Origin of the sequence: Alcaligenes sp. SMD-FA (assembly GCF_025960365.1) — a bacterium.
Lineage (GTDB): Bacteria > Pseudomonadota > Gammaproteobacteria > Burkholderiales > Burkholderiaceae_B > Alcaligenes > Alcaligenes aquatilis.
Map to the genome: position 1 here is coordinate 131,007 of NZ_CP110108.1, position 12,698 is coordinate 143,704.

Genomic DNA, 12,698 nt, shown 5'->3' on the forward strand with positions numbered 1-12,698 from the left:
ACTAACGTATGGCCAACTGACTGGCGAGTGTTTCTGACAAAACTGGCCTGGGGTTTGGCCGTTTTGCTGCTTGCCAGTGGTCTGGTGACCTGGATTGCGGCCAATTGGGAAAACTGGGGGCATGTCGCCAAATTTGCCCTGGCTCAAGGTGCCGTGCTGATTTCAGCAGGACTGGCCTTGCTGTTTCGCCGACGTTCCGGTGGCTGGGGACATGATCTGGGAGTGCCTGCTGCTTTGACCGGCCTGGCCGCCGTGGCCACGGGCGGTTTGCTGGCCCTGATTGGCCAGACTTATCAGACTGGCGCAGACCCTTGGCAGCTTTTCGCATTGTGGACTGTGCTGATCATACCTTGGGTATTCACCGTGCGCAGTGTCTTTCTGTCCGTGCTGTGGCTGGTACTGATCAATACGGCCTTCTACCTATGGATAGATGTGGCCCGTCTGGACTGGTTTGGGCGCAGCTACACCTCGCAGACCTTGCTAGCTCTGGCAGTCAATGCGCTGCTGTTGCTGGCAGCCGAAACCATCTGGCGTGCGCGTCATGACCCGTGGCGCATCGTGCCGCGTGTCGCAGCGATTGCGGTGGGCTTTTTCATCGGTGCCCAGGTCATGGAAGGCAACTTCCTGCTGGGACTGGTCCTGTTCCTGGTGCTGTACGGTATTTATCACTACCGCCGCCCGGATTTGCTGATCATGTCCTTGGCCTCGTTCGGCGCGTATGGTTCCTTGAGCATGCTGATTATCGAGTATGCAGGCGATGCGTTCCTACTGATCGTGGTGGTGATTGTGGGCCTGGGTCTGGGCTTGCTGCGCTTCCTGCAGCAACAGGTCGTCCATTGGCGACGGACTCATGGTAGCGAGGCGCTGGCTGTTAAAGATGATGTGGTGTCAGATGTCACCTTGGGGACGGTCTTGGCAACGGATGCAGCAGCGACCAACGCCACGACCAAGACAAATGCTGGAACCGAAGCGGCCGCAACTCAAGCATCAGTAAACGCAGCAATGGCAAGCAGTCCTGCCGCCTCAACAGCACAGATTCTGGCCAACGCACAGGTTAGTGTTCACGCTGACGCTCAGGACAGTGACGAGCATCACCCCTGGTATCTGCGCGTGATCAAGCTGTTCCTATACCTGCTGTTACCACTGATTATTCTGCTGTACCTGGCTGTTTCCCTGGACTTGAGTCTGGAAGCGCTGGGTGTACTGGGCGGCATCATGGCTCTGGTGTCCCCCGTGCTGTTTGCCAAGGCCCAGACGGTATCCAGCCGGGATCTGGTCGGCGGCTGGGTTGCGTGCGCGGTGCTCTTGCTTAGCGTGCCGCTTGTGGACATGCGTTACCCCTGGCCACATGAAGTCAGCGCTATGATAGCCGTCGTGATCAGCACCTTGCTGTACAGGCTGGCCAAAGGACAGTTCGTATTGCGCATGTTGCTGGTGATCTGGGCACTGGCCGCGATCGAGTTTCTGGTGATCGAGCGCTTGTTTGATCGCTGGGCCATGATGCCTTATTGGGTGCTGGAAATGCCCGCTGCATTCATGTTCTTTGCCGCCTTGTTGTTAGGACATCTTTATTTGCGTGGTGAGCGCAAGCCGCATTTCTGGCTGCCCTTGTTCTGGTCCTTGCTGCTTGCTTCCCAGATTCATCTTGTTTTGGCGGGCACGCTGTTTTATTCCATGCCCTTCTGGGACGAGTCGCGGCCTTACCTGACCGTGGCTGGCTTTTTGCTGGCGATGGCTCCTTTGGCGATACTGGCGTTTTATTGGCGCGGCTGGCGTGGCCAGCCTCTGGTCTATGGCATTGCCTTGCTGGGTCTGGCAGCCTTGTGCGCGGTCTGGACACCCTATCCGCCGGTGGCCCTGGCTTTGAGCTGGATTCTGGTGGCTTATGCCTGGCGCTATCTCAGCTTGTTGGCCGTGGCCGTGGCAATGGGCCTGTTCTGCCTTTGGCGTCTGTATTACATCCTGAACATCAGTCTGCTGGACAAGGCCGAACTCTTGCTGGCAACGGGCGTAGGCTGCTTGGTGTTTGCGTATCTGGGTCAGCTAGGTCGCAATAAAGTGGTGGCCGACGCGCCGGTGCAGGCGGCTCCCAAAGGCATTCTTGCCAGCGTTTTGTTGGGGACGGTGCTGGTGCTGGGTGTGGCCAACGTCGCTATCGTGCAAAAAGAACGTATCTTGAGCGATGGTCAGACGGTGTTGCTGGAGCTGGCTCCGGTGGATCCCCGTTCGCTGATGCAGGGCGACTATATGTCCTTGAACTTTGCCCTGTCGCAGAACTTGTCTGCCCTGTCCTGGGGCTTGCCCAAGGATGCGCTTGCCAAGATGGACGCTCAGCAGTGGGTGGTTGTGGCGGTGCAACTGGATGAGAACAAGGTGGCGCAGCTCAAGGGTGTTTATCTGGAGCAGGACGGCCAGGAGCGCCTGTGGAGCGAAGAAGGCCCTGTGGCTGAACCTTCCGATGTGATGCGCTTGCGCATGCGCCGTCACCGCAGTAACTGGACGCCTGGAACAGATGCCTGGTTCTTTGCGGAAGGCTCGGCAGATCGCTTCGATGCCGCCCGCTACGGCGAGTTTGCCGTGGTCGAGGATGGTCAGAGCCTGTTGCGCGCGATGCTGGACAAGGACAGGAAGGAAATCAAGTGAGCCTGATCTGATCAGTTGCGCTCAATAGCCTATAGTCGGATTGCCCCTATCTAATAAAGACAATCCGGCTTTCTTGAATGTCTGCCGTATCCACAAAGAAGGTTAAACACCGTCCAAGCGACAGCAAGACCCATCAAAAAGGCCCGAATCCGATGAAGTGTCGGAGTCGGGCCTTGGTTTTTTGTGTGGAAGGACCCTCTTTATCGGGGCCGTTTCTTGAACAAAAAATAGGTTCCTGTGTATCAGCTTAGTGGGACTGACGGGTGGAGTCGTCGCTGAGCAGCTCTTCAAAGATCAGATGATCGATTTCGGCTTCGTGGCTCCACAAAACCATCAGGGCGACAATTTTTATTTTGTCCAACGAGACCGGGCTTTCGTCCACTGTCATGGCGCTTTCAATCAGAATTTCGCGCAGGTGGGCGGTAAGAGCGCCGGAATTTTGCAAAAAGGTGATGAAACCCATCGCGTCAGCGCCTAGCACATTCTGTTCGTGCTCAGAAAAAATACGCTGACTGTTGGGACTGAGTTGAGCGGTAGGCTGACACTGTTGCGAGGTCTCGCCCAGTGCATGTAGCCAGCCCAGTGCGTCGTTGATGTCCTCGTCTTCAAAGCCAATAGCGGCCAATTTGTGGGCCAGAACCTCCGCCTTGGGACAGGACTGGGGGTTGTAATACGTCTCGAAAAGATAAACCAGGATATCAAACATGGGTATAAGGTTGCCGTCCTAAGTGATTAAAAAAACTGCGTGAATTCGGTAACCAGTGACCAAACTTTACGCTGATTTGCGGTAGGGGGCAAATGGGGGGTTCAGGGCTTGGGTGGGTTCTGCCGTGAGCGGTGAGGCCGATTTTTACCGGGTTTTGCTCTGGCAGACGCCCTGTGCGGCGGGGCGTCTTTATGATTGAAACATAAATCGATTGTTCGGGCAGAAACTGTCGTTTATTTGAAACCTAATAAGCTGGCACAGAGAGCCGACGGAGGGGCACACTGGTTGGCAGCAGGCAGCAGGCAGCAGGCAGCAGGCAGCAGGCAGCAGGCAGCAGGCAACAGGCAGCAAGGAATCAGCGCTCAGAATCCAGTGTGCTGCATGGATACCTGGATTTTAGCTAAGCGATAAGGGGAAGCGCCGTGCCCAGGCGCTGGTGGCCTGGCTCCAGAACTCGCCCAGTGTGTTGGCAACCAGGGGAGCAAAGCCCAGAAAGGCCCAGACTCGTTGCAGCGTTTCCATTGGATGGTCCAGATCAAAGGCCGGGGCATGGTTCTGTTTGGAAAGCTTGCGGCCTTGCTCATCGCAGGCCAGCGGTACGTGCAGGGTACGCGGGAGCGGCAGGCCCAGGATTCTTTGCAATACCCGCTGGCGGGCCGTGGAACTGAGCAAGTCTGCGCCACGCACGACATCGGTGATCTGGCTGTCCGCATCATCAATGACCACCACAAACTGGTATGCCCAGAGTTTGTCGGCGCGTTTAAGAATGTAGTCCCCTACTTCTTTGGCTACGTCCTGCTGTTGCGGCCCGGCCCAGCGATCCGTGAAGTGTTCCATCCCTTCCGGTACGCGTAGCCGCCAGGCTCGTACGGCGCGATCTGCCGGGATGCCGTGGCGGCAGGTGCCTGCATAGGGATATTCATGCGAATCCGGGGCAAGCGGCATGGAGGCGGCCAGAATCTCCTGACGGGTGCAGGTGCAGCCGTAGACCAGATCCCGCTCGCGCAGGCCGTCAAACACGTCCTGATAGCGAGCCAGCCGCTGGCTTTGCCATAGAACTTCGCCATCCCAGTGCATGCCCAGGCCCCGCAGTTGCTGCATGATGATCTGGTCTGCCCCGGCGACCACGCGCGGCGTGTCTATATCTTCAATGCGTAGCAACCAGCGCCCGTTCTGGGCGCGTGCATCCAGGTAGCTGGCCATGGCCGCAACCAGTGAACCCTCGTGCAAGGGACCACTGGGACTAGGCGCAAAGCGACCACAGTAGGGGGTAAGAAGCTGGGCGGTCATGAGTCGTTCTTAACGGCAAGAGCCCCTGGAAGGGGGCTCTTGGTAATGCGACTTTACGCCTATTTTTCTAGCCCGGCAATGCGTTTTGCGCGGGCTGGAAAGAAGAGGTTTTAGCTCTCCATGGTGACCAGCTCTGCGCCTTCGGGCACTTGATCGCCCACCGCAAAGAACAGTTCGGCCACGGTGCCATCGGCAGGTGCCTGAATGGAGTGCTCCATTTTCATGGCTTCCATGACCAGCAGCACATCGCCCTGCTTGACACTGTCACCTGCAGCCACATTCAGGGCAATAATCTTGCCCGGCATGGGAGCGGTCAGGTGGCCACCGTGCGCTTCCTGGCCGCTGGTACTGGCGCTGGCCAGGGTGTCGACCACGGCCAGGGTCCAGTCCGAACCGGCCTGGGCCACTTGCAGATGGTCGCCATCTTGCAGCACCTGGGCACGGTATTCGACCTGATCCAGCCACAGGCGTACGGTCAAGGTCTGGGCTAGACCCGCCGTTGCCTCGGCTTGCCAGCGCAGCGCGTGTTGAGCTTCGCCCAGCGTGATCTGCCACTGGTTTTCACGACGTTGCAGCAGCACGTCGTGGGCTTGTTCACCCAGTTGCAAAGCCACCTTCTGATCGTAGTCCCCACTGAGGCGCCAGCCGTCATGCACGGCCCACGGGTCGGAGTTGGGAGCTTGCCCGCTCAGACCCTGGTGAGTCAGCACGGCGCAGGCGGCAAAGGCCAGCACAGAAGCCGGAACGTCCTGATTGCTGGGGAACAGCGCATCGTGACGACGTGGGATCAGGCCCGTATCCAGATCGGCCTGGGCAAAGGCGTCATCGCCCAGCAGACGTTGCAGGAAGGTCTTGTTGGTGTGTACACCGGCCACCTGAGTGTCAGCCAGCGTGCGAATCAGGCGACGACGAGCCTGTTCACGATCAGCACCATGGGTGATGACCTTGGCGATCATGGGGTCGTAGAAGGGGCTGATCACGCTGCCTTCACGCACACCGCTGTCGATACGCACCTCACCGGAGGTGAAGGACGCATGGGTGGGGTACTGCAAGCTGCGCAGCGTACCGATGGACGGTAGAAAGTCCTTATCAGGATTCTCTGCGTAAATGCGAACTTCAATGGCGTGGCCATTAATGCTCAGCTCGTCCTGCTTGGCCGGCAAAGGCTGGCCATCGGCCACACGCAGTTGCCATTCCACCAAGTCGTGGCCAGTAATCAGTTCGGTGACGGGGTGCTCCACTTGCAGACGGGTATTCATTTCCATGAAGTAGAAACGTCCATCTTGCTCGGCAATGAATTCCACCGTGCCTGCGCCCACATAGTTCACGGCGCGGGCCGCTGCAATGGCGGCTTCGCCCATGGCCTGGCGACGCTCGGGCGTCATGCCGGGGGCGGGCGCTTCTTCAATCACTTTCTGGTGACGACGCTGTACCGAGCAATCGCGCTCGAACAGGTAGACGTAGTCACCATGCTGGTCACCAAAGACCTGGATTTCGATATGGCGTGGTTTGGTGATGTAGCGCTCGATCAGCACGCGGTCGTCGCTAAAGCTGCTGGCCGCTTCGCGCTGGCACGAGCGCAAGGCTTCCAGGAATGCGCCGGATTCTTCCACAATACGCATGCCTTTGCCGCCGCCACCGGCACTGGCTTTGATCAGCACGGGGTAGCCGATATTGTCGGCTTGCTGGTGCAGGAAGTCGGGGTCCTGGTTGTCGCCGTGGTAACCGGGCACCAAAGGCACACCGGCTTTTTCCATCAGGGATTTGGCGGCGGACTTACTGCCCATGGCCGCAATGGCTTGAGCGGGTGGGCCTACAAAAATAATGCCGGCTTGTTCACAAGCGCGAGCAAAGTGCTCGTTCTCGGACAGAAAACCATAACCAGGGTGGATGGCATTGGCGCCAGTGGCACGAGCGGCTTCCAGAATGGCGTCGATCTTCAAGTAACTGTCGCGTGGCTCGGGGCCACCGATGCGCACGGCTTGATCACAAGCACGTACGTGCTGGGCGTCAGCGTCCGCGTCGGAGTAAACCGCAACGGTACGCAGCCCCAGGCTGCGGGCAGTGGCGGCCACCCGGCAGGCAATTTCACCGCGATTGGCTATCAGCAGGGTCTGAAACACAGTGTCTCCTTGTCTTACATGCGGAACACGCCAAAGCGGGTGTCTTCAATAGGGGCGTTCAAGGCGGCGGACAAACCCAGGGCCAAAACGCGCCGGGTGTCCGAAGGCTGGATGATGCCGTCATCCCACAAACGCGCAGTGGCGTAGTAGGGGTGGCCTTCATGTTCGTATTGTTCGCGGATCGGGGCCTTGAAGGCTTCCTCGTCCTCGGCACTCCAGGTCTGGCCACGGGCTTCCAGGCCATCACGGCGCACGGTCGCCAGCACGCTGGCAGCTTGCTCACCACCCATGACCGAGATACGGGCATTGGGCCAGAGAAACAGCAGGCGCGGGCTGAATGCGCGGCCACACATGCCGTAGTTACCGGCACCGAAAGAGCCGCCCAGAATCACGGTGAACTTGGGTACGGCAGCCGTGGATACGGCGGTGACCAGTTTGGCGCCGTGGCGGGCAATCCCTTCGTTTTCGTACTTGCGGCCCACCATGAAGCCGGTGATGTTCTGCAGAAACACCAAAGGCGTCTTGCGCTGGCAGCACAGTTCAATGAAGTGGGCGCCTTTTTGAGCCGCTTCCGAGAACAGAATGCCGTTGTTAGCGATGATGCCCACGGGCATACCGTGGATATGGGCAAAGCCGGTCACCAGCGTGGTGCCAAAGCGGGCTTTGAATTCATCAAAATCCGAGTCATCCACAATGCGGGCGATCACTTCGCGCACATCGTAGGGCTTGCGGGTATCGGCGGGGATGATGCCGTTCAACTCTTGCGGGTCGTAACGTGGCTCGCGTACTTCTTTCAGCGGCCAGGGCAGTTTTTTCTCGCGGTTCAGGCGGCCGACGCAGCGGCGTGCCAATTCCAGCGCATGCAGATCGTTCTCGGCCAGATGGTCGGCCACGCCGGACAGACGGGTGTGCACATCGCCACCGCCCAAGTCTTCGGCGCTGACTTCTTCACCTGTAGCTGCTTTGACCAGTGGCGGGCCACCCAGGAAGATGGTGCCCTGGTCGCGCACGATAATGGACTCATCGCTCATGGCCGGAACATAGGCACCGCCAGCGGTACACGAACCCATCACCACGGCGATCTGTGCAATCCCCTGGGCCGACATATTGGCCTGGTTGTAGAAGATGCGGCCAAAGTGGTCCCGGTCCGGGAATACGTCTTCCTGGTTGGGCAGGTTGGCTCCGCCCGAGTCCACCAGGTATACGCAAGGCAGATTGTTCTGCTGGGCAATTTCCTGGGCACGCAAATGCTTTTTAACAGTCAGCGGATAGTAGGTACCGCCTTTGACCGTGGCGTCGTTGCAGACCACCACGCATTCAATGCCCGCTATGCGGCCAATGCCCGTGATGATGCCCGCGCCGGGAGACTCGTTGTTATAGACGTCCTGGGCAGCCAGAGGCGAGAGTTCCAGAAAGGGAGTACCGGGATCAAGCAGCCGTTCGACGCGTTCGCGGGGCAGCAGTTTGCCGCGACCCACATGGCGTTGCCGGGAGGATTCAGACCCGCCCAAAGCGGTTTTCTGGAGCTTTTGGCGCAGATCAAGGATCAGGGCCTGCATGATCGAGGCGTTGTCCTGAAAGTCTTGGGAACGCGGATTGATGCGGGATTCAATAACTGACATGGCGTGCCTGGAAAGAGAACAGAGAAAAGCCCATAAAATCAGCCGGGCCGCAGCCCGGCTGATGAGCTTGCTTTAAACCAGCTCGACGGCCAGGGCGACCGCTTCGCCACCGCCAATGCACAGCGAAGCAATACCACGCTTGCCGCCGGTCTTGCGCAGGGCGCCGATCAAGGTCGCCAAAAGGCGAGCACCCGATGCACCGATGGGGTGGCCCAGGGCCGTGGCGCCACCGTGGATGTTGACCTTGTCGTGCGGGATGTTCAGCTCTTTCATGGCGGCCATGGTGACCACGGCAAAGGCTTCGTTGATCTCGAACAGGTCCACATCGGCCACGCTCCAGCCGGTTTTATCCAGCAGCTTCTGGATAGCGGCCACCGGTGCGGTGGTGAACCAGGCGGGTTCCTGAGCGTGCTGGGTGTGAGCCACAATGCGGGCCAGCGGTGTTGCGCCCAGTTCTTTGGCCTTGTCTTCAGTGGTGATCACCATGGCGGCGGCGCCGTCCGAAATGGACGAGGCGTTGGCAGCGGTAACCGTGCCGTCTTTCTTGAAAGCGGGACGCAGCGTGGGGATCTTCTCGGGCATGGCTTTGGCAGGGGCTTCGTCCTTGGCAATGACGACATCACCCTTGCGACCCGCAATGGTCACGGGCGCAATTTCCCATTCAAAGCTGCCGTCATCGCTGGCTTGGCGAGCGCGGCGCAGCGATTCCAGCGCGTAAGCGTCTTGCTCTTCGCGGCTGAATTCGTATTTGCTGGCGCAGTCTTCGGCAAACACGCCCATGGCGGTGCCACGGCTGTAGGCATCTTCCAGACCGTCCATGGCCATGTGGTCATAGACGGTGGAATGGCCGTAGCGGTAGCCCTGGCGGCCTTTAAGCAGCAGATAAGGGGCGTTGCTCATGCTTTCCTGACCGCCAGCCACCACCACGTCCACACTGCCTGCTTTGAGCAGATCGTGGGCAAACATAGCGGCTTTCAGACCGGAACCGCACACTTTGTGAATGGTGGTGCAAGCCACACCCTGGGGTAGACCGGCGCCCAAGGCAGCCTGGCGCGCGGGGGCCTGGCCCTGACCGGCTTGCAGCACATTACCCATGATCACTTCATCGACCTTGTCGGCCGGAATGCCCGAACGCTCCATGGCCGCCTTGATGGCGACGGCGCCCAGTTCGTGGGCGGCCAGATCGGACAGGCTACCCATCATGCCGCCCATAGGGGTGCGGGCGATCGAGACGATGACAACGGAATTAGTCATGAAAGACTCCTGGTTGCAAAGAGGAGACCGGCGCGCGTTTGGCAAACTCGTGCAGCTGCCGATCTTTGTTGTACGGAAAAATATTTTCGATCCGACCTTGTGTTACCCGCAAGCGACATTGGGACCACCACTCAGGTTCGAGCAGTTCGGCATGGTGGGCCATGAAGGCTTTGCGAATGCGTGGGTCGGTTAGTAGAAAGTAGCCGAATTCTTCAGGAAATACATCGTTCGGGCCGATCGGATACCAGGGTTCGCTGGCCATTTCGGCTTCTTCGTTCGGTGCGGGTGGAATGGCGCGAAAGTTCATCTCGCGCATGTGCTGGATTTCGTCGTAGTCATAGAAGACGACGCGGCCCAGGCGGGTTACACCAAAGTTCTTGAACAGCATATCGCCTGGGAAAATGTCGGCAGCAGCCAGCTCGCGGATTGCTTTGCCGTACTGGTCGACAGCGGCATTGAGGGCGGGGTCGCTGGCCTTGTTCAGATACAGATTCAGCGGGGTCATGCGTCGTTCAATGTAGACGTGACGCAGCAAGATGGTGTCCTCGGACTCTTCCAGCAGGCTGGGCACTTCGCGGCGCAGTTCTTCCAGCAAGGCGTCGGAAAAGCGCGCCTTGGGTAAGGCAACCTGGGCGTAATCCCAGGTGTCGGCCATGCGTCCGACACGATCATGCTTTTTGACCAACTGGTATTTGCTGCGTACCGTGGCATGGTCCATGCCCTGCTTTTGAATACGGTCGCGGATCAGTTTGAACACATAGGGGTAGGACGGCAAGGTAAATACCGTCATCACCATACCGGCAATACCGGGAGCCAGATCAAAGTGATCGTGCGAGTGCGACAGGTGATGCAGAAAGTCGCGGTAGAACAGGGTCTTGCCCTGCTTTTGCAGACCGATGGCGGTGTATAGCTCGGCCTTGGGCTTGCGCGGCAGCAGGCTGGACAGGAAGTCCACATAGGCCGACGGCGCTTCCATATCGACCAGGAAATAGGCGCGCGTAAAGCTGAACAGCGTGGACAGGTCGTCCGTGGTGTGCAACAAGGCGTCTATATACAAGTGTCCCGAGGGGCGATGCAAAATGGCCAGGGAGAACGGTAGCACTTCGCCCTGGTTGATCAGTCGGCCCACCACATAGGCACCCTTGTTGCGAAAGAACAGGGAGTTCAGCACCTGAATCTGGCAGTCCGAGCCAATGCGCGAGCCATAGCCGCGCGGCAGACGGCGGCATAGTTGACGCACGGCCATGCGGGCCAAGGTGCGTACATCGCGCGGCAGGTCGGCAAAGGGGGCAGCCAGACCGAAGTCGGCCAGCATACTGGTCAGACTGGCTTCCAGACCCTCTTGGGTGGGGTAATAGACGCGATATGAAGGCAGCGCGCCGTCCAGGTAATCCGTGGCAACGGCTGGGCGCACGAAAATGAATTCGTTGCGAAAGTAGTGCCGGTGCAGCACACGGCAGGAGACGGAGTTGAAGAAGGTCTCCGCACATTCGGGCTGACGGTGGCCCGAGAGCAAACGCACAAATTCAGCTTTGGCCTGCAACCACAATTGCTGCTGGGCATCGTCCAGATGGGCCGGATCGGATGGCGTAGGCTGATGCAGACGCAGGTTCTGGCTAAGCATGGCCGCGCATTCGCGCACCCGTGTCGCGTAGTACTCGATACGTTCGCGCGAGAGCTGCTGAATGCCATGCCAGTCGCCCGATTCGTACAAAGACTTGGCGCGCTGGGCGCTGTAGCGAAACAGTGCATAGTGGCGATTGAAACCATTGAGCATGGTCTGGGCCACCTGGATAGCGGTCATCCCCGGTTTCTGAACCGGGGTGATGACAGTCGTTTCGCCAAAGTCAGGGTTGGACATGCCTGTGCCTTTTTAGGCAGTTTCGGCGAACAATTCGCGACCGATCAGCATGCGGCGGATTTCGCTGGTGCCCGCGCCGATCTCGTACAGTTTGGCATCGCGCCACAGACGGCCTGTGGGAAACTCGTTGATGTAGCCGTTGCCGCCCAGAATCTGGATGCCTTCACCGGCCATCCAGGTGGCTTTTTCCGCGCTGTAGAGAATCGCGGCAGCGCAGTCTTTACGCACGGAACGCACGTGGCCGGCACCCAGACGATCCAGGTTCTTGCCCACGGCATAGCACAGGGCGCGGCTGGCTTGCAGGGTGGTGTACATATCGGCCATCTTGCCCTGAATCAGCTGAAATTCGCCAATGGCCTGGCCGAACTGCTTGCGATCGTGAATGTAGGGAATCACGACGTCCATGACGGCTTGCATGATGCCCAGTGGACCACCGGCCAGGACGGCACGTTCGTAGTCCAGGCCGGACATCAGTACTTTGACGCCACCATTGAGCTGGCCCAGTACGTTTTCTTCCGGTACTTCGCAGTCCTGGAACACCAGTTCACCCGTGTGGCTGCCGCGCATGCCTAGCTTGTCCAGCTTTTGGGCAACGGAGAAACCAGCAAAATCTTTTTCGATCAGAAAGGCGGTAATGCCGCGCGCACCGGCTTGCGGATCCGTCTTGGCGTACACCACCAGGGTGTCGGCGTCCGGGCCGTTGGTAATCCACATTTTGGAGCCATTGAGTACGTAGCGATCGCCCTTCTTTTCGGCGCGCAACTTCATGCTGACGACGTCCGAACCGGCACCGGGCTCACTCATGGCCAGGGCACCGACATGCTCGCCGCTGATCAGCTTGGGCAGGTATTTCTGCTTCTGGGCCTCTGTCCCGTTGCGGTTGATCTGGTTCACGCAGAGATTGGAGTGCGCGCCATAGGACAGGGCCACCGAGGCGCTGGCACGCGAGATTTCTTCCATCGCGATCATGTGGGCCAGATAGCCCAGGTTGGCACCACCGTATTCTTCGCTGACGGTCATGCCTAGCAAACCCATCTCACCGAACTTCTTCCACAAGTGCATGGGGAACTGGTCATCGTGATCCAGTTGAGCCGCTAAGGGGGCAATTTCGGCCTGGGAGAAGTCGGCGACAGCGTCGCGCAGCATGTCCAGGTCGGAGCCAAGATCGAAATTCAGGCCGGGCAGGCTCATGAGACACT

At 59.0% G+C, this 12,698-nt stretch carries 8 protein-coding genes; 1 reads left to right on the forward strand and 7 read right to left on the reverse strand.

The window, feature by feature from the left end:
• Window positions 1-27: 27 nt before the first annotated feature.
• A complete protein-coding gene (locus OKX01_RS00560) occupies window positions 28-2,643 on the forward strand; it encodes a GDYXXLXY domain-containing protein (RefSeq protein WP_264672283.1) in 2,616 nt (871 codons plus the stop codon).
• 247 nt (window positions 2,644-2,890) lie between these two features.
• Here OKX01_RS00560 and OKX01_RS00565 read toward each other — a convergent pair whose 3' ends face one another.
• The 7 genes from OKX01_RS00565 to OKX01_RS00595 all read right to left on the reverse strand — a co-directional run bounded on the left by OKX01_RS00565 (window position 2,891) and on the right by OKX01_RS00595 (window position 12,690).
• The gene (locus tag OKX01_RS00565) at window positions 2,891-3,349 is read right to left on the reverse strand and encodes a DUF494 family protein (RefSeq protein ID WP_042484796.1); all 459 of its coding nucleotides are present in this window, start codon (window positions 3,347-3,349) and stop codon (window positions 2,891-2,893) included.
• Between the two features lie 396 nt (window positions 3,350-3,745).
• Complete coding sequence (gene gluQRS / locus OKX01_RS00570) at window positions 3,746-4,639, reverse strand: tRNA glutamyl-Q(34) synthetase GluQRS (protein WP_264672284.1); 894 nt, start codon at window positions 4,637-4,639, stop codon at window positions 3,746-3,748.
• A gap of 110 nt (window positions 4,640-4,749) precedes the next feature.
• Window positions 4,750-6,762 carry an acetyl/propionyl/methylcrotonyl-CoA carboxylase subunit alpha gene (locus OKX01_RS00575; RefSeq protein WP_264672285.1) on the reverse strand — a complete coding sequence of 671 codons (2,013 nt, stop codon included), beginning with the start codon at window positions 6,760-6,762 and terminating at the stop codon, window positions 4,750-4,752.
• A gap of 14 nt (window positions 6,763-6,776) precedes the next feature.
• Window positions 6,777-8,384: a carboxyl transferase domain-containing protein gene (locus OKX01_RS00580; RefSeq protein WP_094195235.1), complete on the reverse strand. Its 1,608-nt coding sequence runs from the start codon at window positions 8,382-8,384 to the stop codon at window positions 6,777-6,779.
• Between the two features lie 72 nt (window positions 8,385-8,456).
• Window positions 8,457-9,638 carry an acetyl-CoA C-acyltransferase gene (locus OKX01_RS00585; RefSeq protein ID WP_108727065.1) on the reverse strand — a complete coding sequence of 394 codons (1,182 nt, stop codon included), beginning with the start codon at window positions 9,636-9,638 and terminating at the stop codon, window positions 8,457-8,459.
• On the reverse strand, window positions 9,631-11,499 hold the full coding sequence (aceK, locus tag OKX01_RS00590; protein ID WP_108727066.1) for a bifunctional isocitrate dehydrogenase kinase/phosphatase: 1,869 nt from the start codon (window positions 11,497-11,499) through the stop codon (window positions 9,631-9,633). The genes OKX01_RS00585 and aceK overlap by 8 nt, the downstream gene beginning before the upstream one ends.
• Before the next feature lie 12 nt (window positions 11,500-11,511).
• Entirely contained in the window at window positions 11,512-12,690 is a 1,179-nt protein-coding gene (locus OKX01_RS00595) for an isovaleryl-CoA dehydrogenase (RefSeq protein WP_094195238.1), read from the reverse strand.
• Window positions 12,691-12,698 lie beyond the last annotated feature (8 nt).